Below are 24922 nucleotides of genomic sequence, written 5' to 3' on the forward strand. Positions count from 1 at the left end.
TGCGGACACCAGTTGGCCGGCGGTGGCGGAGTCGACGACGCTGGCGCGAGCCTTGGACACCAGTTGGCCGGTGCCTCCGGCCGGTGGCGGTGCGAGGGCCTGACATGACGACTCCACCCGACGACCGATCCTTCCGCCGAGAAATGGCTACCGCCTACCGATCCGGTTGGCACTTCATCGACCTGGCCACCGCCATCCCCCACAGCGGTGACTCGTTGATGGTGACCGTGTTCGGTGAGCCGGTGGTGGTGACCCGGGACGAGGACGAGGACATCCGGGCGTACCGGTGTCTGCGGCGACCGCGCGGCGCGCCGCAGCCCGTACGGTGCGCCGTCCGATACGGGATGATCTTCGTCAATCTCGACCAGCGCGACCACCAGCTCACCGAACCGGAGACCCCGGCCTCCTCGGCCGTATCAGCCACCCCCCGCAGTGCCTGAAGCGATTCCCCCGTCGTTTCAAATCGCTCAGGCGCTTCCCCCCAGCAGCGGCGTCACCGTGACCTGAACACGGTGACGCCGCTGCAGGTTTCCGGGGATATTTCGGGATCTCCGCCGATGTGACCGTGCGGCCGCCATGGCTGAAAATGATCAGCCGTGGCCGGGATGGCGGTCAGCCCCGCCCCAGCGCCGCCGTCAGCTCGATCTCGATGACCACCCGGTCCGGGTTCGGCCCCGGCATCCTGTGGTACCGCTCCGCGTACCGCCGCACCGCGTCCGCGATCCGCTCCGGCTCCGTGGACACCCGTGCGCGCCCCTCCAGCGTGGCCCAGCGCCCGCCGTCCACCTGGCACACCGCGACCGCGGCCCCGTCCGGGCCCGCCGCCAGGACGTGCCGCACCTTCCTGCTCGACTTGTTGGTGATCACCCGAGCCAGACCCGCCTCCGGGTCGTATGTCACCCCGACGGGCACCACATGCGGGGTGCCGTCCGGGCGGAGGGTCGTCAGGGTGCACAGGTGCCGCTCCCGCCAGAAGGCGAGGTACGTCTCGTCGGGGGCACCCGGGTCCACGGAGTAGGAGGCCATGAACCGCAACCTATCGGTTCACCCCCCGCTCACCGCCTTGAGTGGAATAGACTCAACTTTGTGTACGTTGCTCAAGTCAGCGTGGATGAGGGCTGACACAAGGAGGAGAACGCGAACGTGGACGCCGAGCTGACCAACAGGAGCCGGGACGCGATCAACGCGGCCAGCAGCCGGGCCGTGTCCGAGGGGCACCCCGACTTCACCCCCGCCCATTTGCTGCTGGCTCTGCTCCAGGGCCAGGACAACGAGAACATCACCGACCTGCTCGCCGCCGTCGACGCCGACCAGGCGGCCGTCCGCGCCGGCGCGGAGAAGGCCCTCGCGGGCCTGCCCAGCGTGACCGGGTCCACCGTGTCGCCGCCCCAGCCCAACCGCGAGCTGCTCGCCGTGGTCGCCGACGCCCAGTCCCGGGCCAAGGACCTGGGCGACGAGTACGTCTCCACCGAGCACCTCCTGATCGGGATCGCCGCCAAGGGCGGCCAGGCCGGAGACGTACTCTCCCGGCAGGGTGCGAACGCCGAGAAGCTTCTGGAGGCGTTCCAGAAGGCCAGGGGAGGACGCAGGGTGACCACAGCCGATCCGGAGGGGCAGTACAAGGCCCTGGAGAAGTTCGGTACGGACTTCACCGCCGCCGCGCGGGAGGGCAAGCTCGACCCCGTCATCGGCCGGGACCAGGAGATCCGCCGGGTCGTCCAGGTCCTGTCCCGCCGCACCAAGAACAACCCGGTCCTCATCGGTGAGCCCGGCGTCGGCAAGACCGCCGTCGTCGAGGGCCTCGCCCAGCGGATCGTCAAGGGCGACGTGCCCGAGTCGCTGAAGGACAAGCGGCTCGTCGCGCTCGACCTCGGCGCGATGGTCGCCGGAGCGAAGTACCGCGGTGAGTTCGAGGAGCGGCTTAAGACCGTCCTCGCCGAGATCAAGGACTCCGACGGGCAGATCATCACCTTCATCGACGAGCTGCACACCGTCGTCGGCGCGGGCGCCGGCGGCGACTCCGCGATGGACGCCGGCAACATGCTGAAGCCGATGCTGGCCCGCGGCGAGCTGCGCATGGTCGGCGCCACCACCCTCGACGAGTACCGCGAGCGCATCGAGAAGGACCCGGCGCTGGAGCGCCGCTTCCAGCAGGTCCTCGTCTCCGAGCCCACCGTCGAGGACACCATCGCGATCCTGCGCGGACTCAAGGGCCGCTACGAGGCCCACCACAAGGTCCAGATCGCCGACGCCGCCCTGGTCGCCGCCGCCACCCTCTCCGACCGGTACATCACCTCCCGCTTCCTGCCCGACAAGGCCATCGACCTCGTCGACGAGTCCGCCTCCCGCCTGCGCATGGAGATCGACTCCTCACCCGTCGAGATCGACGAGCTCCAGCGCGCCGTCGACCGGCTGAAGATGGAGGAGCTCGCCCTCGACAAGGAGACCGACGCCGCCTCCCGCGAGCGCCTCGAACGGCTCCGCCGCGACCTCGCCGACAAGGAGGAGGAGCTGCGCGGCCTGAACGCCCGCTGGGAGAAGGAGAAGCAGTCCCTCAACCGCGTCGGCGAGCTGAAGGAGAAGCTCGACGACCTGCGCGGCCAGGCGGAGCGCGCCCAGCGCGACGGCGACTTCGACACCGCCTCCAAGCTCCTCTACGGCGAGATCCCCACCCTGGAGAAGGCCCTGGAGGCCGCCTCCGAGGCGGAGGAGGAGGTCGCCAAGGGCACCATGGTCAAGGACGAGGTCGGCGCCGACGACATCGCCGACGTCGTCGCCTCCTGGACCGGCATCCCCGCCGGGCGCCTCCTGGAGGGCGAGACCCAGAAGCTGCTCCGTATGGAGGAGGAGCTGGGCCGCCGCCTCATCGGCCAGACCGAGGCCGTCCGCGCCGTATCGGACGCCGTACGGCGCTCCCGCGCGGGCATCGCCGACCCGGACCGCCCCACCGGCTCGTTCCTCTTCCTCGGCCCGACCGGTGTCGGCAAGACCGAGCTGGCGAAGGCCCTCGCCGACTTCCTCTTCGACGACGAGCGGGCCATGGTCCGCATCGACATGTCGGAGTACAGCGAGAAGCACAGCGTGGCCCGCCTGGTCGGCGCCCCGCCCGGCTACGTCGGCTACGAGGAGGGCGGCCAGCTCACCGAGGCCGTCCGCCGCCGCCCGTACAGCGTGGTGCTGCTGGACGAGGTGGAGAAGGCCCACCCCGAGGTCTTCGACATCCTGCTCCAGGTGCTGGACGACGGCCGCCTCACCGACGGACAGGGCCGGACGGTCGACTTCCGCAACACCATCCTGATCCTCACCTCCAACCTGGGCAGCCAGTTCCTGGTCGACCCGGTCACCACCGAGACGGAGAAGAAGGAGCAGGTCCTGGAGGTGGTCCGGGCCTCCTTCAAGCCTGAGTTCCTCAACCGCCTCGACGACCTCGTGGTCTTCTCCGCCCTGAACAAGGCCGAGCTGGAGCGGATCGCGGGCCTCCAGATCGACCGCCTCGCCAAGCGGCTCGCCGAGCGCCGCCTCACCCTGGAGGTCACCCCGGCGGCCCTCGCGTGGCTCGCCGACGAGGGCAACGACCCGGCGTACGGCGCCCGCCCGCTGCGCCGTCTCGTGCAGACCGCGATCGGCGACCGCCTCGCCAAGGAGATCCTGGCCGGCGAGGTCAAGGACGGCGACCCGGTCCGCGTCGACGCCTTCGGCGATGGGCTGATCGTGGGTCCCGCGACCGGAAAGACCCTGTAGTTCACGACTGCCCGATGAGGCAGGTTGCCGCGTGGGGGGCAAGGGAGAGAGGGTGGGTCGTGACGTCTGGTCTCAGCGACGGCCGGACGAGCCAGACGACAGTTGGAGTGTCCAAGTATGTCCATCGACCCGTCCTCGATTCCGAACTTCGGGGGCCAGCCCGAGCCGCAGCCCGGCCCCCCGCCGGGCCCCGTGGTGCCGGATCAGGACCTCGTGAAGCAGCTCCTCGACCAGATGGAGCTCAAGTACGTCGTCGACGACGAGGGTGACCTCGCGGCGCCGTGGGAGGAGTTCCGCACCTACTTCATGTTCCGGGGTGAGGGCGACCAGCAGGTCTTCTCGGTGCGCACGTTCTACGACCGTCCGCACCAGATCACCGAGAAGCAGGCCCTGCTGGAGACCATCGACGACTGGAACCGCCGCACCCTGTGGCCCAAGGTCTACAGCCACACCCACGACGACGGCACGGTCCGTCTCATCGGTGAGGCCCAGCTCCTGATCGGCACCGGCGTCAGCCTGGAGCACTTCGTCTCCTCGACCGTCAGCTGGGTCCGCGCCGCCATCGAGTTCGACAAGTGGCTCGTCGAGCAGCTCGGCCTCGCCGAGGACATCGAGGAGTCCGACAAGCCCGAGAGCGACGACGAGTAGCCCTCGTCCGGCTCCGGCCGGTCCGACGGCCCGGCCCGGTGGGAACGCCGGGCCCCAGGGGCCGCCGGCAGACTTCCGTCTGCCCCGCGACCCTCTGGAGCGGTACCCGGTTCACGACCACCAGGTACGCCCCGTACACGTAGGAGAGCCCGGCCAGGGCGGTGACCACCACGGTGGCGTGCCAGGGCCGGGCTCTCGCCGTACGGGCGAGCGCGAGCGCCAGGGGGGAGCAGCAGCGGGAACGCCGGCAGCAGGAAGCGCGGCTTCGACGCGAAGAAGCCGTCGCCGCCGAGCGCGATCACCAGCAGGACGGCGGTGTACACCAGCAGCGGCAGCGGTGGCCGGTCCAGGAGCAGCAGCGCGAACAGCAGCAGCGCCGCCGCCGCGATCACCGTCGTCATCGCGAACACGAAGCGGTCGTGGCCCAGCAGCGGATGCCGGACGAACCGCAGGGCACGGCAGCAGGCGAGGGATCCGTCTCGCTGAGCGGGGGCGCATGTCAGGGGCGACGAAAAGGCCGCCTTCGCAGGCGATGCGAAGGCCGGGCTACCGGCGCTCGGAGAGCGCGTGTCCGGGTGTGCGTCGGCTGTCAGACGGACAGCGACTTGAGTCGCTTCGCCGCCTCCTCCAGTACGTCCGCGCGCTTGCAGAACGCGAACCGTACGAATGGTGCCCCGGCCTCGCGGTGGTCGTAGAAGACCGCGTTGGGGATGGCGACGACCCCGGCCCGTTCGGGCAGGGCCCGGCAGAACGCGAAGCCGTCGGTCTCGCCGAGGGGGCGGATGTCGGTGGTGATGAAGTACGTCCCGGCGGTCGTGAACACGTCGAACCCGGCGTCGGTCAGCCCCGCCGCCAGCACGTCCCGCTTGGCCCGCATGTCCGCGCGGAACGCGTCGAAGTAGGAGTCCGGCAGCGCGAGGGCCTCGGCGACGGCGTACTGGAACGGCCCGGACGCCACGTACGTCAGGTACTGCTTCGCCGAGCGCACGGCCGACACCAGCGCGGGCGCCGCCGTCACCCAGCCCACCTTCCACCCGGTGAACGAGAACGTCTTGCCGGCCGACCCGATGGTCACCGTGCGGTCCCGCATCCCCGGGAAGGTCGCCAGCGGCAGATGTTCGGCGTCGTCGAAGACGAGGTGCTCGTACACCTCGTCCGTCACCACCAGCAGATCCCGTTCGACGGCCAGCTCCGCGATCGCCGTCAGCTCCGCACGGGTGAGGACCGTGCCGGTCGGGTTGTGCGGGGTGTTGATCAGCAGCAGCCGGGTCCGGTCGGTGACGGCGGCCCGCAGCTCGTCGAGGTCCAGCCGGAAACGCCCCTCGTGCGGCCGCAGCGTCACAGGGACCCGCCGCCCGCCCGCCATCGCGATGCAGGCCGCGTACGAGTCGTAGTACGGCTCCAGGGCGACCACCTCGTCACCCGGCTCCAGCAGCCCCAGCAGGGCCGCCGCGATGGCCTCCGTGGCGCCCGCCGTGACCAGCACCTCCGTGTCCGGGTCGAACGTCAGCCCGTACCGCCGCAGCTGGTGCGCGGTGACCGCGGCGCGCAGCTCCGGGACGCCGGGACCCGGCGGGTACTGGTTGCCGCGCCCGTCCCGCAGCGCCCGTACGGCGGCCTCGCGGATCTCCTCGGGGCCGTCGGTGTCGGGGAAACCCTGGCCCAGGTTGATCGAACCGGTCCGCAGGGCGAGCGCGGACATCTCCGCGAAGATCGTCGTCCCGAACTCGGCGAGCCGCCGGTTCAGCGGGGGCCGGGCAGCGGTGCCGGCGGGGTCTGCGGGGCGTGCGCTGGAGGTCATGGCCGTCATCCTCCGCCCAACCTCTGGAGTTCCTCAACTCTGCTTTGGGCCGTGAGGGGCGAGGGCATCCCCAGGTCACGCACGACCCACGGGGGGTCTGCACGGGGGAACGAAAGGCTGGTGACGGAGATGGAGATCGGGTTCTTCCTCGTCTTCGGGGCGGTCGTGCTGCTCGGGATCGTGTCCACGCTCAGCGAGGGCTCGCGACGCCGGCGCCGCCGCAGCTGGTGGGCGGACGGAGGATCGTCCGGAGGCGGCTCGTCCTGCGGGGGTGACTCGTCCTGCGGAGGGGGTTCCTCCTGTGGCGGTGGGGGCTGCGGGGGTGGCGGCGGAGGCGGCGACTGACCGCGTACCTCTGGACTTGCTCAACTCCGCTTTGAACGCCCGCACGCGCGGGCATCCCAGCGTGACGCTGGACGACGGGACGCCCACGGGGGGCCGTCCCGCGAACAACGGGGGACAACGGAAAGGGGGACGGTGCCATGGAGATCGGCATCGTGGTGGGGATCGTCTGTATCGGACTGATCGTGGTCTTCGCCGTCATCGTCAGCTCCAGGAAGTCGGTACGGGCCGGTGCCTACGGCCGCCGCCGGGGCAGCTGGTGGGCCGACGGGGGGAACAGCGGCGGGCACTCCGGCGGCGGGGGCTGCGGGGGCGGCTCCTCCTGCGGCGGAGGCTCCTCGTGCGGCGGCGGTGGCGGATGCGGCGGCGGCAGCTGAGCCGGGGGGCTCGGCGGCACCGCACCGGAACAGAGCGAGGCACCCACGGGGGGTTGCTTCGGGGGACCGAGAGAAAGAGAAGGGGGGTGGCGCCATGAACGCGATCGTGCTCGTGGCCATCATCCTGGGGGTCGTCTTCGTGGTGCTCACGACGGTCTTCGTGTCCGTCAGGAGAAGCAGCGCCCGCGCGCTGCGATCGAGCAGCCACCGTACGGGCGGTTACGGCGGCGGGAGCGCCCGCCGTGGCAGCAGCCACAGCGACACGCACCACGGCAGCGACCAGAGCTGGTGGGTGCTCGGCGGGGCCGCCGCCGTCGGCGACAGCGGCTCGTCCTCGTCGAGCGACGACAGGCACTCCTCGTCCGGGGGCGGCGGCTCGTCCTGCGGCAGCAGTTCCTCGTCCTGCGGGAGCAGCTCGTCGTCGTGCGGCAGCAGCTCGTCGTGCGGGTCCTCCTGCGGAGGCGGGGGCGGATGCGGTGGAGGCAGCTGACACGGGGCAGCCGAGCTCCACGACACGAGCGCCCGCCGGGATCGAACTCCCGGCGGGCGCTCGTGTGTCCGCCCCCAGCCCCACTGTCGTACCTCCCGTCCCGCGGACCGAGTGCCCCATGTGCACGCCTAGGTACGCCGGGAGGGTCCGGTTGCCCGTCGGGCGCTCCCCGTCGTCCGCGCGCCCGCCGGAACGGGCGCACGAGTAGCACTTCCATGGCAGGGGCGCACGCCTGGTTGAACAGTTGAGCTGTACAGCCCTCGGGGGGATGGAAAGCACGTCAAGTTGGGTAAAAACGCTGTGGTGGCACCACAGTTCATGATTCCCTATAAATCGCCAACGCAGCCCCCGGACGTCCCTCCCGGCAGGCCTGTCCTGGCTGACCGGACCGCTGGGACGTCGTCCCCACCCCGACCTGGCTGACCGGGCCCCACCCCCGGTGTCGAAGCGGGGTGCGCCGGACCACCCCTCTTCATCTTCTTTGCGTGCTAGCGGAGCCGACCCATGCTCACGACCCTGAACACGACCTACACCGACACCCGCGCGGCCGACCTGGCGTGGGCCCTGGGCCGCGAACCGCTGCCCGCACTCGCCACGCTCGACCTCGAACTCGCGGGCGCGAAGCTTCAGTTGAGGCTTCTCGGCGCGTCCCACCAGGTGCTCCTGGAGGAGGAGAGGGGCAGTCACTGTTCGGAGACGGTCGCCTGCATCCCGGGTTCCAGCACGCCCCTCCCGCTCGGGGTGGCCAAGAGGGTGGGCGACTGGGAGTACGAATTCGCCGCCCGCGTCGAGGTGTTGTCGCCCGGCTCCTTCGCCGGCCGGGCCCAGGAACTCCTCGCGCTCGTATCCGACCACCCCCACGGACTCGCCGGTGTCTTCCCTGGCAGCCCCCACGCCTTCACGGCGATGCTCGCGCAGCGCTACGAGGGTCAGGTGCACTGGCGCACATGGCACGCGTATCCGCAGGACGGCCAACTGGTCGCCACGAGAACGAGGGTGGGGGTGCGGGTATCGGTACCGCTGTGAGGGGGCCGGGCGCCCAGTAGCTCGGGGGTGCGCTGTTTCGTGGGCGGGTGCGGGTGAGTCGTGGTTTCTCGCGCAGTTCCCCGCGCCCCTGGAGGAACGGGCCTGCGTCCCGTCCTCCCCGGAAGGGTTGGGCCTGCGGCCCGCCCTTCGACCTGCAAAGCACGGGGCGTAGCCCCGGTCGCCTTCAGGGGCGCGGGGAACTGCGCGAACAACCCCCACCCACCCGCAGCCGCCCACGAAACAGCGCGCCCCGAGCTATGAGGCACCCGGCCCGAGCCATCAGGCACACGGCAGTCCACCGCAGACCACCCGTGTGGGTGACCCAGCCCCGCGCACACGTGACGGTAGCGTGCCAGGAGTGATCGAGCCGCACGCCCCCGCACCCCTAGGCGCCCCACCCTCATGGCGCGACCGAGGAGCCCCCGGCGGCGGCCCCGGTGACGGCCACGACGAGCACGAGGGCACCCCCGGCAGACAGGACAGCACCCCCGGCGGACCCGGCCTCAGCGGTGGACCCGGCCTCCCCGGCGGAGCCGCCCGGCTCCCCGTCCGCCCCGGTGTCGGTCGCTTTCTCGTGCTCGCCGGTGTCTTCGTCTGCGCCGCCTGCGGACTCGTCTACGAACTCCAACTCGTCGCCCTCGCCTCGTACCTGATGGGTGACTCCGTCACCCAGGCCTCCGTCGTCCTCTCCGTCATGGTCTTCGCCATGGGCATCGGCTCCCTCGCCGCCAAACGCCTCCGCCCCCGCGCGGCCTTCGGATTCGGTGCCATCGAGGCCGCCCTCGCCCTCGTCGGCGGCTCCAGCGCACTCGCGCTGTACGCCGCGTTCGCGTGGACCGGCGACTGGGGCGGCGTCTGGGCCTCCGGCTCCCGCTGTCTCCTCGTCGGCTTCTCCCTGGCCATCGGCCTGCTCATCGGCGCCGAGGTCCCCCTCCTGATGGAGCTGATCCAGCGCATCCGCCGCCAGGACGCGGGCTGCGCGGTCGCCGACCTGTTCGCCGCGGACTACGTCGGCGCCCTGGTCGGCGGCCTCGCCTTCCCCTTCCTCCTGCTGCCCTGGCTCGGCCAACTGACCGGCGCCCTGCTCACCGGCACGGTCAACGCCCTGGTCGGCGGCGCCCTCGTCCTCGGCCTGTTCCGCCACGACCTGAGCCGCCGCGCCCGCTGGCTGCTGCTCGGCGCCAACGCCGCCGTCCTCGCCCTGCTCGCCTCGGCCGCCGTCCACGTCGACGACTTCGAACGCGCCGCCCGACGCGCGGTGTACGGCAGCGACGTCCGCGTCGCGGTGCAGACCGGCGTCCAGGAGATCGTCCTCACCGGCGGCCGCCGCGGGCGGCCCCTCGCCCTCTTCCTCGACGGCCGTCTGCGCATCAGCGGCCGCGACGAGCACCGCTACCACCGGGCCCTCGTCCACCCCGCCGTCGACGCGGGCCCGCACGCCCGCGTCCTCGTCCTGGGCGGCGGTGACGGCCTCGCCGCCCGCGAGGTCCTGCGCCACGACGGCGTACGGCGGGTGGACGTCGTCGAACTCGACCCGGGCGTGCTGCGTCTCGCCCGCACCGACCCGGCGCTCTCCGCCCTCAACGGCCACGCCTACGACGACGCCCGCGTCCACGCGGTCACGGCCGACTCCTTCACCTGGCTCCGGCACACCCGCCCGGCCGCCCCGTACGACGTCGTGATCGCCGACCTTCCCGACCCCGGCATCACGGACAGCGCGAAGCTGTACTCGCAGGAGTTCTACGGCCTCGCCCGCGAGGTCCTCGCCGAGGACGGCCGGCTGGTCGTCCACGCGGGCCCCGTGGCGTCCCGCCGCGACGTCTTCTGGACGGTCGACGCCACCCTGCGCGCCGCCGGCCTGCGCACCACGCCCTACCGGGTGGCCGCCCACGCCCCCGGTTTCGTCACCCGCCCCGACCGCACGGCCCACACCGACCGCGTCCCGCACGACTGGGGCTTCGTCATCGCCACGCACGGCACGATGAGGGCGGGCCGTGCGGTGGACCTCGGCGGCACGGGCACCCGCCTCGGGGACGCCGACCGTGTCGAAGGGCTGCCGCCGTCGACGCTGGTGCATCCGAGGTACGCCCACTGAACCGGGCGCGACCGGCCCCGGTGCCACGGGGGACGTCCGCCGGGGGCGGAACGCGAGCAATCACGCGTTTGTGCGGGTGCGGTGCGGCGACTCGTGGGTAGGCTCCCCTGCCATGGAGCATGAGGTGTTCGTTCCGGTTCATGTCGACCGCCTCCGGGAGGCGCTGTCCGACCCCGAGCGGGTGGCCCGAGCGGTCCCCGGGCTCCAGCATGACGCGGGCACCCCACCCGTCGCCGGCCGCCTCAAGGTGCGCGCCGCCGGCCACACCATCACCTATCGCGGCGCCCTGCGGGTGTCCGGCGCCGACGACGGCTCGTACGTGGTCGAGGGCGACGCCACGGAGGTCCGCGGCAGCGGCACCGTGCGGCTCGTCGTGACCATCCGTCTCACCTCCGCCCCCGAGGGCACGACGCTCCACTTCACCGGCACGGCCACCGCCGACGGCCGCATCACCGAACTCCCCACCGACGCGGTCACCGCCACCACGAGCCGCCTGCTGACCCGCTTCGCGGAGAAGCTGGGGAAGACGACGAAGGCCGACGAGGACGAGGTCGGGGGCGGGGGCGGGGGCAAGGGCGCAAAGAAACGGGCCGCAGGGAAGGAGAAGAAGCGGGGCGGGAAGGGGGGTCCGGCGGCTGACGAAGCGGACCAGGGTGGTCGGGGATCGGGATCGGGGGCGGAGGCAGAGACCGCCGCCGAGCCGACGGGGGGACGGCGCACCGCCGAGCCGTCGGAGAAGGGAGCCGCTCCCGAGGGCGCGGACGGTGGGGTGGCTGAACCCGCGCCTGCCGGGGGACGCGGTGAAGACCTCGACGACACCGGGGACCGAGCGGACGCGGCCGACGCGACCCCCGCGGAGGCCGACACCGGCGCTCCTACGGATGCCGGGGCCGAAGCCCCCGCGGACGCGGACACCGGCGCCCCTTCGGATGACGGCGCCGGGGTCGATGAGGACGACGATGACGATGCCGGGGCCGGTATCGGGGAGGTGCCGCCGGCCTCCGTGTTCGAGGCCGAGGTGCCGCCGCCCTCGCTGGATCCGTTCGCCGAGGACGACTTCGTGGCCGGGGGTGAGCCGCCCGCCGAGGCCGCGCACGCCCGGCGCACGATGATCGGCCGCAGCGCCGAAGAGGTCGACCACGCGCCACCGCGCGGCCGCTACGCCCCCGTCCCGGCTCCGGAGACCGGCTCCGTCGGCACGGCCGCCCTCCGCTGGGCCGCCCCGGCGGCGGCCCTCGCCGTGGCCTCCGCCGTCATCGTGGCCCGGGCCCTGCGCCGACGCCGCTGAAGGGCTCCGCCTACGCGCCCAGGCCGAGCAGGGCTATCTCCAGCGGGAGCACCGGGCGCTCGGGCAGGGCGGGCGGTTCCTCACCGCGACCCGTGTGCGTGGGCGGAACCGGACGCAGCCCCCGGATGCCCTCGGCGGCCCATCCCGCGTCCGTCGGCGGCAGCGACAACGTCAGACGCCGCCCGTCCGCCAGTGTGGTCTCGAGCTTGGTCGTGTCGTCCGCCTGCATGACAAACCGCCTCTCGTCGCGTACCACGAACATCGAGCCTCACGGGGTAAGACGCCCACGTGAGGCCAGGAGTTCCTAGGCCGGAGCCACCACGGCCCCGGACCGCCGGGGCCCTGTGCCCGGGAGGGCCGCGCTGCCATGGCCCCGGACCGCCGGGGCCCCGTACTGCCGGAGTCCCGTGACTGCGAGGTCCGAGCTGCCACGGCCCCGGACCGCCGAGGCCGGAGCCCACGGCCCCGGACCGCCGGGGCCCCGTGCCGCTGGAGTCCCGTGCCTGGGAGGGCCGCGCTGCCATGGCCCCGGAGCGCCGAGGCCCCGTACTGCCGGAGTCCCGTGACTGGGAGGGCCGCGCTGCCATGGCCCCGGAGCGCCGAGGCCCCGTACTGCCGGAGTCCCGTGACTGCGAGGTCCGAGCTGCCACGGCCCTGGACCGCCGAGGCCGAGCCGCCACGGCCCCGGAGCGCTGGGTCCCCGTACTGCTGGAGTCCCGTGACTGCGAGGCCCGAGCTGCCACGGCCCTGGACCGCCGAGGCCGAGCCGCCACGGCCCCGGAGCGCTGGGTCCCCGTACTGCTGGAGTCCCGTGACTGCGAGGCCCGAGCTGCCACGGCCCTGGACCGCCGAGGCCGAGCCGCCACGGCCTCGGACCGCCGAACCCCGTATCGCCGGAGCCCGTGCCTCCGTGGCCCCGTGCCGCCCGGATCCCGCGGCCTCCGGGCCGCGTGTATGCGGGACCCTCGCTCCCTCAACCCCGTGCGTGCTCCGCCTCTTCCCTCCGCGGCCCCGTTCCTCCAGCCCCCGTCTCTTCCGTGGCCCCGTCCTCTCACGCCCGCCGTTCCCCCGGAACCTCCGTCTGCCCATGCCCTCGTTGCCTCACGGTCTCCGTCATCCGACGCTCCCGTTGTCGTCGGTCTCTGTCCTCCGATGCCCCCGGTTGAGCCACGCCCCCCGTTCTTCCGCGCCGCATGTCTTGGCTTCTCGGCGCACCGTCAAATCCCCTTTGCTCCCTGCTCCTTGGCCGGCCTGGGTCATGTCGGCGGGAGCCCGAGTGGCAACCCCCAGTAGGGTCGACAGCGTGAGTAGCGAAGAGATCACGTTGGCCGCGGCCGACGCGCAGGCGGTGCTGGCCCCGGCCAACGGCGGACGTGTGGCGGGGCTACGGATCGACGGGCTCGAACTCCTGCGCCAGGGCGAGCGGTTCGGCTGCTTCCCGATGGTCCCCTGGTGCGGCCGGGTCCGCGACGGCCGCTTCCTCAGCGGCGGTGCCGTCCAGCAGATGCCCCTCAACGCCCCGCCCCACGCCATCCACGGCACCACGCGCGAGAGCCCCTGGCGGGTCGCGAGCCACACCGACACCGAGGCCGTCCTCACGTACGACCTCGTCGACCCGTGGCCGTACCCCGGCCGTGTCACCCAGGTGTTCACGCTCACCCCGGACGCCCTCACCCTCACCATGTCCGTGGAGACGTACGAGTCGTCCTTCCCGGCCCAGATCGGCTGGCACCCCTGGTTCAACCGCACCCTGGGCGACGGCGGCGAGGACGTACGGCTCGACTTCGCCCCCGCCTGGCAGGAGGAGCGCGGCGCCGACCACCTCCCCACCGGCCACCGGATCGACCCGAGGCCCGGTCCCTGGGACGACTGCTTCGGCATGCCCGACGGCGTCGACGTCACCCTCACCTGGCCCGGCCGGCTGGAACTGAAGGTGGCCTCGCGGGAGGAGTGGGTCGTCGTCTACGACGAGCAGGCGGAGGCCGTGTGCGTCGAACCCCAGACCGGCCCGCCCAACGGCCTCAACACCCACCCCCGGCTGGTCACGCCCATCGACCCGCTGGAGGCGGCCACGACCTGGAGCTGGCGCAGGTTGTGAGGGCGGGCGGAACGACCCCCTTAAGCTGGCTGCCATGACTGACGTGGACGTTCGCGGCTCGCTGCTGCGGCAGATCAAGGACAAGGCCGTGGTGCACGGCAAGGTGACCCTGTCGTCGGGTCTGGAGGCGGACTACTACGTCGACCTGCGCCGCGTCACCCTCGACGGCGAGGCCGCCCCGCTGGTCGGGCAGGTGCTGCTCGACCTGACCGCCGACCTCGACTTCGACGCGGTCGGCGGTCTCACCATGGGCGCCGACCCGGTGGCCGCCGCGATGCTGCACGCCGCCGCCGCGCGGGGCCGCAGGCTCGACGCGTTCGTGGTCCGCAAGGCGGCCAAGGCGCACGGGCTGCAGCGCCGGGTCGAGGGGCCGGACATCGCGGGCCGTCGCGTCCTCGTCGTCGAGGACACCTCCACCACCGGCGGCTCCCCGCTGACCGCCGTCGAGGCCGTCCGGGAGGCCGGGGCCGAGGTCGTCGCCGTCGCCACCATCGTGGACCGTGCGACCGGCGCCGCCGAGAAGATCGAGCAGGGCGCCGGGGTCCCGTACCGGTTCGCGTTCTCGAAGGACGAGCTGGGTCTCGACTGAGGCCGGTCCGTCCTGTCCGTCGTATAAACACCAAGGTCAGGGGTTACCGCACAGTTTCGGACACCCTGGCCGGAGCATCCGGTCCCGTCTGGAAAGATGGGGCCGACGATGATGTCGCAACCCTAGGTCAGGGCTCGTAAGCACAACGCCACCCGCACATACAAGGAGCGGACCATGCCCATCGCAACCCCCGAGGTCTACAACGAGATGCTCGACCGGGCGAAGGCAGGAAAGTTCGCCTACCCGGCCATCAACGTGACCTCGTCCCAGACCTTGCACGCCGCGCTGCGCGGTTTCGCGGAGGCGGAGAGCGACGGCATCATCCAGGTCTCGACCGGCGGTGCCGAGTTCCTGGGCGGCCAGTACAACAAGGACATGGTCACCGGCGCCGTCGCCCTGGCCGAGTTCGCCCACATCGTCGCCAAGAAGTACGACATCACGGTCGCGCTGCACACGGACCACTGCCCGAAGGACAAGCTCGACAGCTACGTGCGTCCGCTGCTCGCGGTGTCGGAGGAGCGCGTCGCCCGCGGCGAGAACCCCCTCTTCCAGTCCCACATGTGGGACGGCTCCGCGGAGACCCTCGCCGACAACCTGAAGATCGCCCAGGAGCTGCTCGCCCGCGCCGCCGCCGCGAAGATCATCCTCGAGGTCGAGATCACCCCGACCGGCGGTGAGGAGGACGGCGTCTCCCACGAGATCAACGACTCCCTCTACACGACGGTCGACGACGCGATCCGCACCGCCGAGGCCCTCGGCCTGGGCGAGAAGGGCCGCTACCTGCTGGCCGCGTCCTTCGGCAACGTGCACGGCGTGTACAAGCCGGGCAACGTCGTGCTGCGCCCGGACCTCCTGAAGGAGCTGAACGAGGGCGTCGCCGCCCGCTTCGGCAAGGAGTCCCCGTTCGACTTCGTCTTCCACGGCGGCTCCGGCTCCACGGAGGAGGAGATCCGCACGGCCCTGGAGAACGGCGTCGTCAAGATGAACATCGACACCGACACGCAGTACGCCTTCACACGTCCGGTCGCCGGGCACATGTTCCAGAACTACGACGGTGTCCTGAAGGTCGACGGCGAGGTCGGCAACAAGAAGACCTACGACCCCCGCACCTGGGGCAAGCTCGCGGAGGCCGGCATGGCCGCCCGCGTCGTCGAGGCCTGCAACAACCTCCGCTCCGCGGGCACGAAGATCAAGTAACCCGTCGTCCGACGGTTGCTCCGCGACTGCCCGCAGCCCGACGCAGGGTTGCGGGCAGCCGCCGTTTCCGGCCGGGTGTCCGGGCGGGTGTCCGGCCCGCGCTTCCGGCCCACCTGTCTGGCCCGGGTGTCCGGCCCCGCGTTTCCGCCCGCGTGCCCGGCTGGCGCTTCCGCCCGCGTGTCCGGCTGGCGTTTCCGGCCGCGTGTCTGGCCGCGGGTCTGGCCGGGTGTCCGGCTGGCGTTTCCGGCCGCGTGTCCGGGCCCGCCTCGGTCGCGGGGGTCCCTTCCCCCGGCCGCCGCCCCCTGGCCCGAACAGCCCCCGCGCGGGATGATCCCTGCATGGCCGACGTACGGCTCGCCTCCACTCAGGGCAAGTGGATCCTCCTCACCACGGTCCTCGGATCGAGCATGGCCATGGTGGACTCGACGGTCGTCAACGTCGCCCTTCCCCGGATGGGGCGCGACCTGGACGCGGACCTCGCCGCCCTCCAGTGGACCGTCAACGCGTACATGCTCACCCTCGCCGGTCTGATCCTCCTCGGCGGTGCCCTCGGCGACCGGTTCGGCCGCCGCAGGATCTTCGTGCTGGGCGTGGTGTGGTTCGCCTCGGCGTCCCTCCTGTGCGGTATCGCCCCCGACGCGGCCGTACTGATCGCCGCCCGAGCCCTCCAGGGCGTCGGCGGCGCCCTCCTCACCCCCGGCTCCCTCGCCCTCATCCAGGCCTCCTTCCACCCCGACGACCGGGCGCGGGCGGTGGGCCTGTGGTCCGGTTTCGGCGGCATCGGCGCGGCCGTCGGCCCCTTCCTCGGCGGCTGGCTCGTGGACGGCCCCGGCTGGCGCTGGGTCTTCCTCCTGAACGTCCCCCTCGCCCTGCTCTGCGTCCCGATCGCCCTGCGCCACGTGCCGGAGTCCGGCGACGGCCGCACCCACGGCCGGGGCTTCGACGTGCTCGGCGCGGCCCTCGGCGCCCTGTGCCTGGCCTTCGTCACCTACGCGCTGATCGAGGCGGAGACGGGCTCGGTCCCGGTCGTCGTCGCGGCCGTGGCCGGTGTCGCGACGGGCGTGGCCTTCGTCCGGGTCGAGCGCAGCCGCCCCGACCCGATGATGCCGCCGGAGATCTTCGCGTCCCGCCAGTTCACGGCGGTCAACATCGTCACCCTGTTCGTGTACGCGGCGTTCAGCGGCTTCTTCTTCCTCGCCGCGCTCCAGCTCCAGGTGGTCTCCGGGTACTCGGCGCTCGCCGCCGGCACGGCCCTGCTCCCCATCACCGTCCTGATGCTGCTGCTCTCCTCCCGGGCGGGCGCCCTCGGTGAACGCATCGGCCCGCGCATCCCCCTCACCGTCGGCCCCGTGCTGTGCGCCGCGGGCGTCCTGCTGATGCTGCGGGTGGGCCCCGACGCCTCGTACCCGACGGACGTGCTGCCCGCGCTCCTCGTCATGGGCCTGGGCATGGTCACCCTCGTGGCGCCGCTGACGGCCACGGTGCTCGCCTCCGTCTCCACCGAGCACGCGGGCCTCGCCAGCGGCATCAACAACGCCGCCGCCCGCGCCGCCGGCCTCATCGCGGTGGCCGCGCTCCCGTTGATCGCCGGGATGGGTCCGGAGGCGTACCGGGACCCCGCCCAGTTCGACGACGCGTTCACCACGGCCATGCCGGTCTGCGCGGGCCTGCTCCTGGCCGCGGCGGCCCTGGCCTTCACCACGGTCCGCCGCCCGCCCGCCGACTGCCACCACCCCGAGTGCCGCACCCACGCCTCGGTGACGGCACCCCCACTGGAGGGCGAACCGGGCAGGCCGGGCCACGCCGGGGCGTGAGGGCCGCGTGCCGTTCCAGGTGCCGATTCCGCGTGCCGATTCCGCGTGCCGATTCCGCGTGCCGGTCCCGTGCGCCGGTCCCGTGCGCCGGTCCCGTGCGCCGGTCCCACATGGCGTGCGCCCGTTCCGTGTGCCGGTCGGGGCGTCGGTACTGCGTGGTGGCCTGTTCCGTGTGCCGGTACGGGCGTCGGTGTCGCGTGGCGGCCCGTTCCGTGCGCCGGTCCCGGGCGTCGGTGACGCGTGGCCGCCCGTTCCGTGCGCCGGTCCGGGCGTCGGTGACGCGTGGCCGCCCGTTTCGTATGCCGGTCCGGGAGTGTGGTCTCACGGTGGCCGGGGGCCGTCGCCCCACCCGGCGTTTCCGCCTCCCCCGATGGGCCAGACTGGAACCCATGACGATTCACGAGAACCTCCTCGGGGGCCCGCCCCCGACGCACCTCCCCGACGACCCGGCGCCCCGCGAGCTCCTCGCGAACGGCACGGCCCCCGCCGACGTCGCCGCGCAGTACCCCACCTCCTCCCTCGCCTGGGCCCAGCTCGCCGACGACGCGTTCGAGCGGGGCAGCGTCGTGGAGTCGTACGCCTACGCCCGTACGGGCTACCACCGCGGCCTGGACGCCCTCCGCCGCAACGGCTGGAAGGGCCACGGCCCGGTCCCCTGGGAGCACGAGCCGAACCGCGGCTTCCTGCGCGCCCTGCACGCCCTCGCCCGCGCCGCCGGAACGATCGGCGAGCAGGAGGAGTACGAGCGCTGCACCCAGTTCCTGAAGGACTCGTCCGAGACGGCGGCCGAGACCCTGGGCTGACCCGTACGGCCGATGCCCCTGCGGCGCGTTTGCGCAGGTCCGCCTGGTGTGACCAGGCGGACCTTGCGATGTCGGGGGCACATCCCCGACTATGCCGGTGGGGACCGGGGCCCCCGTGTCGGTAACGGCAGGGGCGGACCGCTACCCGGAGCACACAACAGGAGACAGCGATGTCCCAGCAGGCTCAGCCCGTCGAGGCTTCGGAGCCCGAGACCCCGCATCTCGACTTCCAGGGAACCACCCCGTACGAGGACTACGTCCAGGCGGACGTCCTCACCCACCTCCAGCACCCCCTCTCCGACGACCCCGGAGAGATGGTCTTCCTGGTGACGACCCAGGTCATGGAGCTGTGGTTCACCGTCATCGTGCACGAGTGGGAGACCGCCACCGCCGCGCTGCGGAACGACGACGTCCCGACCGCGAGGGACGCGCTGAAGCGTTCCGTGCGCGAGCTGGAGGCCCTGACCGCCTCCTGGAAGCCCCTCGGCCAGCTCACCCCGGCCCAGTTCAACTCGTACCGCGCCGCTCTCGGCGAGGGCTCCGGCTTCCAGTCGGCGATGTACCGCCGTATGGAGTTCCTGCTCGGCGAGAAGTCCGCGTCGATGCTCGTACCGCACCGCGGGGCGCCCCGCGTCCACGCCGAACTGGAGAAGGCGCTGCACGAGCCGAGCCTCTACGACGAGGTCCTGCGGCTCCTGGCCCGCCGCGGCCACGCGATCCCCGAGTCCGTCGTACGGCGTGACGTCTCCCAGCGCTACGAGCCGTCCCCCGAGGTCGAGGAGGTGTGGGCCGCGCTGTACTCCGGCGACCCGGACCACGAACTCGCGCGCCTCGGCGAGGCGCTCACCGACGTGGCCGAGCTGGTCTGGCGCTGGCGCAACGACCACCTCGTCGCCACGCGGCGCGCCATGGGCGCCAAGGCCGGCACGGGCGGCTCCGCCGGTGTGGCCTGGCTGGAGAAGCGGGCCCGGAAGAACGTCTTCCCCGAGCTGTGGACGGCGCGCTCCCATGTCTGACCTCACCGAGACGAAGACGGGGCACGCCGGTGGTGCCGCGTACGCCGGTGGTGCCGCGTACGCCGGTGGTGCCGCGTACCTGTCCTCCGAACTGGCCCTGGAGGCCGCGAAGCTCGACGAGGCCGACGAGTTGGCCGGCCTCCGCGACCGTTTCGTCCTCGACGACGCCGTGTACCTCGACGGCAACTCCCTCGGCGCGCTGCCGGCCGCCGTCCCCGGCCGGGTCGACGACGTCGTACGCCGCCAGTGGGGCTCCCTGCGCATCCGCTCCTGGGACGAGAGCGGCTGGTGGACCGCGCCCGAGCGGATCGGTGACCGCATCGCCCCGCTGGTGGGCGCGGCGCCCGGCCAGATCGTGGTGGGCGACTCCACAAGTGTCAACATCTTCAAGGCAGTTGTGGCGGCGGTCCGGATGGCCGACGAGGACGCCCGAGAGGCCGGGGAGGCGGTCGGACACGGCCGCGACGGTGACGGAGCCGGGGGGCGGCCGGTCCGGGACGAGATCCTGGTCGACGCGACGACCTTCCCCACGGACGGCTACATAGCCGAGTCGGCCGCCCGGATGACCGGACGCACACTGCGCCCGGTGACCCCGGCGGAGGTACCGGACGCCCTCGGCCCCCGTACGGCCGCGGTGCTCCTCAACCACGTCGACTACCGCACCGGCCGCCTCCACGACCTGCCGTCCCTGACGGCGGCGATCCACGAGGCGGGCGCGTACGCCGTCTGGGACCTGTGCCACAGCGCGGGCGCCCTGCCCGTCGGCCTCGACGAGCACGGCGTCGACCTCGCGGTCGGCTGCACGTACAAGTACCTGAACGGCGGCCCCGGTTCACCGGCGTACCTCTACGTACGCCGCGACCTCCAGCCCCGCTTCGACTCACCCCTGCCCGGCTGGAACTCCCACACGGACCCCTTCGGCATGCGCCCGTCCTTCGAACCGGCGGGCGGCGCCCTGCGCGGCCGCGTCGGCACGCCGGACATCCTGTCGATGCTGGCGCTCGAGGCGGCGCTGGATGTGTGGGACGGGGGAGGAACCGGGTCCGGGTCCGGGTCCGAGGCGGGGGCCGGTAACGGTGCTGGTGCTGGTGCTGGTGCTGGTGCTGGTGCTGGTGCTGGTGCTGGTGTCGGGGCGGAGGCCGGGGTGACGGTCGAGGCCGTTCGGGCCAAGTCCCTCGCGCTGACGGACTTCTTCCTGCGCTGCGTGGTGGCGTACGTCCCCGAGGGGCGCGTCGAGTGCCTCACCCCGGTCGCCCACGCAGAGCGCGGCAGCCAGGTCGCGCTCCGCTGCGACGACGCCGGTGACGTCATGAAGCGCCTCATCCAGCAGGGCGTCGTGGGCGACTTCCGCCACCCCGACGTCCTCCGCTTCGGCTTCACCCCCCTCTACGTGGGCTTCGCCGACGTGGAACGGGCGGCACGGGTCCTGGCGGAGACGCTGAGGTCAGCCGACTGAGGTACTACGGGTCGGTTCGCCCCGGTGGCGCGCGGCGCTCTTGTGCGCGCCACCGGGGCGACGTTCGTGCCGGGGCACGGCACCTACGCCTCATCTCGCACCACCCACCGGCGTGCGCTCCCGCCCCGCGCGCCTCGGCACGCACCCCCGTCGCCGCACCCCCAAAACCCCCAGAACCGTCAACCCTGACCCGGCGTCATATCCGCGTGTCGACGCACGTCACCGGCCTGGTACCGTCCCCGCCAACGGCAGGCGTCCCCACCCTCGAGCCCGCCCACCCCCCAAACCCATCCAAATCCGTTTCACCCTTGAGAGGTTGGAGCATGCCGGACGACGACGCCGCTGCCCGCGATGCCGCCGAAGAGGCATCCGCCTTCTCGCACCCCCCGGTCGACCCGGACGCCACCTCCGCCTACGGCGACCACCCCGACCAGGTGATCGACTTCTACGCCCCCCGTGCCTCCCCCGGCGCCACGCCGGCCGCCCCGGCGGCCCCGTTGGTCGTGGTCCTGCACGGCGGTGCCTGGCGTGCCCCGTACGACCGCCGGCACATCACCCCCTTCGCGGACTTCCTGGCCCGTCGGGGCTTCGCCGTGGCCAACGTCGAGTACCGCAGGGGGAGCGCGTTGCCCGCGCAGAGCGGTCCCGGCGGCAGCGCGGGCCCGGTGGCGGGCCGTTGGCCGGAGACGTTCGACGACGTGGCCGCCGCCCTCGATGCCCTGCCCGACCTCGTGCGGGAGGCCGTGCCCGAGGCGGACCCCCGCCGCATGGTGCTCACCGGCCACTCTGCGGGCGGGCACCTGGCGCTGTGGGCCGCCGCCCGTCATGTCCTCCCGCCGGACGCGCCGTGGCGCACGGCCGGCCCGGTCCCGCTGCGCGGCGTCGTCGCGCTGGCGCCCATCGCCGACTTCGCCGTGGCCGAGAAGCTGGACGTCTGCGGTGGCGCGGCCACACAACTCCTGGGCCGCCAGGACAAGTTCAGCGAACGGCGCCCCTACGCCGACCCGGCTCTCCTCCTTCCGACGGGCATCGCCACGACCCTCGTCCAGGGCCGCACCGACATCGTCGTACCGCAGCCCGTCGCCGACGCGTACGCGGACGCCGCGGCCAAGGCGGGCGAGGTCGTCGGCCTCACGCTCCTGGAGGACGTCGGCCATTTCCCCCTGATCGATCCGGCGGCGGACGCGTGCGCGGTGGTCGCGGAGGAGATCGCCCAGCTGGCCTGGTGAACGGGGCATCGCCGAGCGGCTGCCTGCCTTCGGCTGCCCTCGGCTCCCGCTGATACCCGTAATACCTGAGAGCTACCTCGCAGGTGAGCTCTGTGGCGGGACGCCGACCACGGCCTCCGATCCATAGCTTCCTTCCCAGACGCCCGGCAGCCGGGCGAACGAAGGGGAGGGGTAGGGGACATGGGGGCCGTGACATGGCCGAAGGCAGCCGCGCCGCCACGGCGACCCGACCGGCGGATCCGTACGGGGGGTCCGAGCGCCACGGTCGGAGCGGTCGGAGCGGTCGGAGCGGTCGGAGCGGTCGGAGGGGGCGCAGCGGTCGCAGCGACCGAAGCGGTCGGAGCGGTCGGAGCAATCAGAGCGATCGGCTCGATTGATTCGGGTCGTTCGACTGGTTCGAGTCGTTCGAGCCGATCAGGCGAGCGCAGCCACCCGGACCGTCAGGACCAGCCGGACCAGCCGGACCAGCCGGACCAGCCGGACCACTCCGACCACCCGGATCGGCCGGGCCCGCCGAGTCGGCCGAGTCGGTACGACCGGCAGCCGCACGGCCGACACCGCTGGCCCGCCCGTCTCCGCCGCACTCTCCTCGCCCTGCTCGTCGCCACCGCCGTCGTCGCCCCCGTCTCCGCCGCTGCGCGCCCCCGGATTCCGGCCCCGCCACCGGCCACCCTCGCGCCCCTCACCCCGACGTCGCTGGAGGCGGTGTACGCGGCCAACCGCGCGAACGCGGAGAAGGCGGCCCGCATGGCCGAGGCCCACGGCAACCGCGACCGGGCCGCGAAGGACCGCTCGATGGCGAAGCCCTCGCGGCAGTTCCTGACGTTCGACGGGCGGGGCCCCGGCCAGGCCGTGGAAGTCACGGGCGACCTGCTGAAAGCCGACCACATAGCGGTACTGATCCCCGGCTCGGACACGAGCATCGACACCTACGACCGCTTCCGCGAGGCGGCACTCGCCCTGCACGCCCGCACCGGCCCGACCTCGGCGGTCATCACCTGGCTCGGCTACGAGACACCGGACACCATCAGCACGACGGTGCTCACCGACACCCGAGCCGACGAAGCGGCCCCGCGCCTGAGCACGTTCATACGCGAGCTACGGGGACTGGTCGGCGATACGGCCGACGTCTCCCTGCTCTGCCATTCCTACGGCTCGGTCGTGTGCGGCAGAGCAGCGGCGGACCTGGACGACGTGGACGACCTGGTCCTGATAGGCAGCCCGGGTACGGGCGCGGAGAGCGCCTCCGCGCTGCACACGTCGGCCCGCGTGTGGGCCGCCCGAGGTGCGGACGACTGGATCGAGATGGTCCCGCACACCCGAGTCGACGTCTTCGGCACGACCGTCGGCTTCGGCACCGACCCGACGTCCCCCGCCTTCGGCGCCCGTGTCTTCGCCGCGGGCGACGCCACCCACAGCGGCTACTTCGCCCCCGGCTCCCTCGCTCTCGACAACCTCGCGCACATCACCCTCGGCACCCCTCAGGAGGTGACCCATGCGTGAAACGGCCACGCGCTCGGCTACCGCACTCTTGAAACTCGGCGGGAGTCCGGAGTCGAACCCGGCAGCCGCTGACGGTGCTCGATCCCCACAAGGGCCGACCGCACCCTCTCCCTCACCCCGCCCTGCACCAGCTCGCCGACCCGCCACTGCACACCGCCTCCGCCAAGCCGCCCACCACCTGCACACCGCGACCCCGCCCACCCGGGACCGCGCGGTGGACGCCCTACGAGCCCTCGCCATCCTCGGGATAATCCTCGGCCACTGGCTGGTCACCGCCCTGGTCCCGGCCGGGGACGGCACCCTCCGTACCACCAGCCCCCTCCAGCACATGCCGTGGCTGGCCCCCATCTCCTGGGTCTTCCAGACCCTCGCCGTCTTCTTCCTGGTGGGCGGCCATGTGGCGACGGGGAGCTACACCTCGGCCCGAGCCCGCGGCACTACGTACCCCCAGTGGCTGCACGCCCGACTGAGCCGTCTGTTCACCCCGGTCGCGGCGGTCCTGACCCTCTGGACCGCCATGGCGCTCGGTCTCCTGGCCACCGGCACGGACCTCGACACGATCCACACCCTCCTCAAACTGGCCCTGTCCCCGCTGTGGTTCCTCCTGGTCTTCGCGGCCCTGACGGCGGCGACCCCGCTGGTGCTCCGCCTCAACCCGGTATGGCCTCTCGCCGTGGTTCTCCACGTGGACCTGGCCCGCTTCGGCCTGGGCGCCCCGCAATCCCTGGGCTGGATCAATCTGGCCGCCGGGTGGCTGGTCCCCTACACGGTGGGCGCGGCCTGGACGAGAGGTGAACTGGACCGCCGCCGCGCGGGCTGGACACTCCTGCTGTGCGGTACGGCGGCGACGGCGGCCCTGATCACCTGGGCCGGTTACCCGGCGTCGATGGTCGGTGTGCCCGGCGCCCGGGTCTCCAACCTGAACCCCCCGACCCTGGCGGCCGTCACCTTCGGTCTGGCCCAGTGCGGTCTGGCCCTGCTGCTGCGCGGTCCGCTCCGCCGGACCCTGGGGCGACGCCCGCTGGCCTGGGCGGCGGTGGCCCTGGTCAACCTGTCGGCGATGACGGTGTTCCTCTGGCACCAGACCGCCCTGATGGCCACCACCGCCACGGCCCTGACGGCAGGCCACCTCCCCGGCCTCCACACGCTCCCCGACAACCCGGCCTGGATAGCGGCCCGTCTGGCCTGGCTCCCGGTGTTCGCCCTGGCCCTGCTGCTCTGCTGGGCCGCCTTCCACATCCATGAGACCAGGCCCCCGCGAGCGGCCCGCCGCACCCGGCGGCACCCGGAAACAGCCCTGACCGCCGCGTCGAAGGCCACCCCGCACCACACACCGCCGCCGCACCGGAGCACTTCGCCTCCTCGCCTCACGGAGAACCCGCGAGCCGAAGCGGTGCGGCATGCCTAGG

General features: G+C 72.7%; 23 protein-coding genes and 1 pseudogene. 18 read left to right on the top strand and 6 right to left on the bottom strand.

The window, feature by feature from the left end; all coding sequences use genetic code 11:
* The first annotated feature begins 104 nt into the window (after positions 1–104).
* Positions 105–440, top strand: coding sequence for a Rieske (2Fe-2S) protein (locus tag M8J73_RS27045; protein ID WP_055541192.1), 336 nt, complete (start codon positions 105–107; stop codon positions 438–440).
* Between the two features lie 172 nt (positions 441–612).
* Here the strand turns inward: M8J73_RS27045 and M8J73_RS27050 are convergent, their stop codons facing one another.
* Positions 613–1026, bottom strand: a complete 414-nt coding sequence (locus tag M8J73_RS27050; protein WP_055541193.1) for a pyridoxamine 5'-phosphate oxidase family protein — start codon at positions 1024–1026, stop codon at positions 613–615.
* Between the two features lie 117 nt (positions 1027–1143).
* Here M8J73_RS27050 and clpB point away from each other — a divergent pair, with 117 nt between their 5' ends.
* Positions 1144–3741 carry an ATP-dependent chaperone ClpB gene (gene clpB / locus M8J73_RS27055; protein ID WP_249829173.1) on the top strand — a complete coding sequence of 866 codons (2598 nt, stop codon included), beginning with the start codon at positions 1144–1146 and terminating at the stop codon, positions 3739–3741.
* Positions 3742–3858: 117 nt separating this feature from the next.
* Positions 3859–4389, top strand: coding sequence for a YbjN domain-containing protein (locus M8J73_RS27060; protein WP_055537897.1), 531 nt, complete (start codon positions 3859–3861; stop codon positions 4387–4389).
* 97 nt (positions 4390–4486) lie between these two features.
* Here M8J73_RS27060 and M8J73_RS27065 read toward each other — a convergent pair.
* Together M8J73_RS27065 and M8J73_RS27070 are read right to left on the bottom strand one after the other, a co-directional pair.
* Positions 4487–4844: pseudogene (locus M8J73_RS27065) on the bottom strand (hypothetical protein); the annotation flags it as partial.
* A 134-nt stretch (positions 4845–4978) separates the two neighbouring features.
* Positions 4979–6199: a pyridoxal phosphate-dependent aminotransferase gene (locus tag M8J73_RS27070; protein WP_055542787.1), complete on the bottom strand. Its 1221-nt coding sequence runs from the start codon at positions 6197–6199 to the stop codon at positions 4979–4981.
* 111 nt (positions 6200–6310) lie between these two features.
* Between M8J73_RS27070 and M8J73_RS27075 the strand changes: the two genes are divergently transcribed.
* Positions 6311–6535 carry a hypothetical protein gene (locus M8J73_RS27075; protein ID WP_249829174.1) on the top strand — a complete coding sequence of 75 codons (225 nt, stop codon included), beginning with the start codon at positions 6311–6313 and terminating at the stop codon, positions 6533–6535.
* Positions 6536–6672: 137 nt separating this feature from the next.
* Positions 6673–6909: a hypothetical protein gene (locus M8J73_RS27080; protein WP_249829175.1), complete on the top strand. Its 237-nt coding sequence runs from the start codon at positions 6673–6675 to the stop codon at positions 6907–6909.
* A 219-nt stretch (positions 6910–7128) separates the two neighbouring features.
* Here M8J73_RS27080 and M8J73_RS27085 read toward each other — a convergent pair whose 3' ends face one another.
* Positions 7129–7425 (bottom strand): hypothetical protein, encoded by a 297-nt coding sequence (locus tag M8J73_RS27085; protein WP_249829176.1) that lies wholly within the window; start codon positions 7423–7425, stop codon positions 7129–7131.
* Between the two features lie 478 nt (positions 7426–7903).
* Between M8J73_RS27085 and M8J73_RS27090 the strand changes: the two genes are divergently transcribed.
* From M8J73_RS27090 to M8J73_RS27100, 3 genes are all read left to right on the top strand, one after another.
* On the top strand, positions 7904–8425 hold the full coding sequence (locus M8J73_RS27090; protein WP_055524030.1) for a DUF2617 family protein: 522 nt from the start codon (positions 7904–7906) through the stop codon (positions 8423–8425).
* A gap of 358 nt (positions 8426–8783) precedes the next feature.
* On the top strand, positions 8784–10520 hold the full coding sequence (locus M8J73_RS27095) for a polyamine aminopropyltransferase (protein WP_249829177.1): 1737 nt from the start codon (positions 8784–8786) through the stop codon (positions 10518–10520).
* 112 nt (positions 10521–10632) lie between these two features.
* Positions 10633–11808, top strand: coding sequence for a carbon monoxide dehydrogenase (locus M8J73_RS27100; RefSeq protein ID WP_249829178.1), 1176 nt, complete (start codon positions 10633–10635; stop codon positions 11806–11808).
* 10 nt (positions 11809–11818) lie between these two features.
* On the opposite strand, the gene M8J73_RS27105 is transcribed toward M8J73_RS27100, so the two are convergent.
* On the bottom strand, positions 11819–12037 hold the full coding sequence (locus M8J73_RS27105) for a hypothetical protein (RefSeq protein ID WP_055540404.1): 219 nt from the start codon (positions 12035–12037) through the stop codon (positions 11819–11821).
* A gap of 1074 nt (positions 12038–13111) precedes the next feature.
* Between M8J73_RS27105 and M8J73_RS27110 the strand changes: the two genes are divergently transcribed.
* From M8J73_RS27110 to M8J73_RS27145, 8 genes are all read left to right on the top strand, one after another.
* Positions 13112–13906, top strand: a complete 795-nt coding sequence (locus M8J73_RS27110; RefSeq protein ID WP_055540403.1) for an aldose epimerase family protein — start codon at positions 13112–13114, stop codon at positions 13904–13906.
* Between the two features lie 34 nt (positions 13907–13940).
* Positions 13941–14495 carry an orotate phosphoribosyltransferase gene (gene pyrE, locus M8J73_RS27115; RefSeq protein WP_055540402.1) on the top strand — a complete coding sequence of 185 codons (555 nt, stop codon included), beginning with the start codon at positions 13941–13943 and terminating at the stop codon, positions 14493–14495.
* Between the two features lie 174 nt (positions 14496–14669).
* The gene (fbaA, locus tag M8J73_RS27120; RefSeq protein ID WP_249829179.1) at positions 14670–15692 is read left to right on the top strand and encodes a class II fructose-bisphosphate aldolase; all 1023 of its coding nucleotides are present in this window, start codon (positions 14670–14672) and stop codon (positions 15690–15692) included.
* A 338-nt stretch (positions 15693–16030) separates the two neighbouring features.
* A complete protein-coding gene (locus M8J73_RS27125) occupies positions 16031–17506 on the top strand; it encodes an MFS transporter (protein WP_249829180.1) in 1476 nt (491 codons plus the stop codon).
* 389 nt (positions 17507–17895) lie between these two features.
* Complete coding sequence (locus M8J73_RS27130) at positions 17896–18309, top strand: DUF3151 domain-containing protein (protein ID WP_107466701.1); 414 nt, start codon at positions 17896–17898, stop codon at positions 18307–18309.
* Positions 18310–18479: 170 nt separating this feature from the next.
* Positions 18480–19325 (top strand): tryptophan 2,3-dioxygenase family protein, encoded by an 846-nt coding sequence (locus tag M8J73_RS27135; RefSeq protein ID WP_055542596.1) that lies wholly within the window; start codon positions 18480–18482, stop codon positions 19323–19325.
* The gene (locus tag M8J73_RS27140; protein WP_372504024.1) at positions 19318–20781 is read left to right on the top strand and encodes a kynureninase; all 1464 of its coding nucleotides are present in this window, start codon (positions 19318–19320) and stop codon (positions 20779–20781) included. The genes M8J73_RS27135 and M8J73_RS27140 overlap by 8 nt, the downstream gene beginning before the upstream one ends.
* Before the next feature lie 323 nt (positions 20782–21104).
* A complete protein-coding gene (locus tag M8J73_RS27145; RefSeq protein WP_249829181.1) occupies positions 21105–22010 on the top strand; it encodes an alpha/beta hydrolase in 906 nt (301 codons plus the stop codon).
* A gap of 414 nt (positions 22011–22424) precedes the next feature.
* Here M8J73_RS27145 and M8J73_RS44940 read toward each other — a convergent pair whose 3' ends face one another.
* A complete protein-coding gene (locus tag M8J73_RS44940; RefSeq protein ID WP_274757613.1) occupies positions 22425–22559 on the bottom strand; it encodes a hypothetical protein in 135 nt (44 codons plus the stop codon).
* Between the two features lie 156 nt (positions 22560–22715).
* On the opposite strand from M8J73_RS44940, the gene M8J73_RS27150 reads away from it, so the two are divergent.
* On the top strand, positions 22716–23513 hold the full coding sequence (locus M8J73_RS27150) for an alpha/beta hydrolase (protein WP_308408365.1): 798 nt from the start codon (positions 22716–22718) through the stop codon (positions 23511–23513).
* A 214-nt stretch (positions 23514–23727) separates the two neighbouring features.
* Entirely contained in the window at positions 23728–24921 is a 1194-nt protein-coding gene (locus M8J73_RS27155; protein WP_240501461.1) for an acyltransferase family protein, read from the top strand.
* Position 24922: the final 1 nt, after the last annotated feature.

Source organism: Streptomyces neyagawaensis (assembly GCF_023516595.1).
Taxonomy (GTDB): Bacteria; Actinomycetota; Actinomycetes; order Streptomycetales; family Streptomycetaceae; genus Streptomyces; species Streptomyces neyagawaensis.

Bases quoted from the DNA above. Each gene is read 5' to 3' on its own strand.
- M8J73_RS27045 (WP_055541192.1), top strand. From the start codon at position 105: ATGACGACTCCACCCGACGACCGATCCTTCCGCCGAGAAATGGCTACC.
- M8J73_RS27050 (WP_055541193.1), bottom strand. From the start codon at position 1,026: ATGGCCTCCTACTCCGTGGACCCGGGTGCCCCCGACGAGACGTACCTC.
- M8J73_RS27060 (WP_055537897.1), top strand. From the start codon at position 3,859: ATGTCCATCGACCCGTCCTCGATTCCGAACTTCGGGGGCCAGCCCGAG.
- M8J73_RS27070 (WP_055542787.1), bottom strand. From the start codon at position 6,199: ATGACGGCCATGACCTCCAGCGCACGCCCCGCAGACCCCGCCGGCACC.
- M8J73_RS27080 (WP_249829175.1), top strand. From the start codon at position 6,673: ATGGAGATCGGCATCGTGGTGGGGATCGTCTGTATCGGACTGATCGTG.
- M8J73_RS27090 (WP_055524030.1), top strand. From the start codon at position 7,904: ATGCTCACGACCCTGAACACGACCTACACCGACACCCGCGCGGCCGAC.
- M8J73_RS27100 (WP_249829178.1), top strand. From the start codon at position 10,633: ATGGAGCATGAGGTGTTCGTTCCGGTTCATGTCGACCGCCTCCGGGAG.
- M8J73_RS27105 (WP_055540404.1), bottom strand. From the start codon at position 12,037: ATGCAGGCGGACGACACGACCAAGCTCGAGACCACACTGGCGGACGGG.
- pyrE (WP_055540402.1), top strand. From the start codon at position 13,941: ATGACTGACGTGGACGTTCGCGGCTCGCTGCTGCGGCAGATCAAGGAC.
- fbaA (WP_249829179.1), top strand. From the start codon at position 14,670: ATGCCCATCGCAACCCCCGAGGTCTACAACGAGATGCTCGACCGGGCG.
- M8J73_RS27125 (WP_249829180.1), top strand. From the start codon at position 16,031: ATGGCCGACGTACGGCTCGCCTCCACTCAGGGCAAGTGGATCCTCCTC.
- M8J73_RS27130 (WP_107466701.1), top strand. From the start codon at position 17,896: ATGACGATTCACGAGAACCTCCTCGGGGGCCCGCCCCCGACGCACCTC.
- M8J73_RS27135 (WP_055542596.1), top strand. From the start codon at position 18,480: ATGTCCCAGCAGGCTCAGCCCGTCGAGGCTTCGGAGCCCGAGACCCCG.
- M8J73_RS27140 (WP_372504024.1), top strand. From the start codon at position 19,318: ATGTCTGACCTCACCGAGACGAAGACGGGGCACGCCGGTGGTGCCGCG.
- M8J73_RS27145 (WP_249829181.1), top strand. From the start codon at position 21,105: ATGCCGGACGACGACGCCGCTGCCCGCGATGCCGCCGAAGAGGCATCC.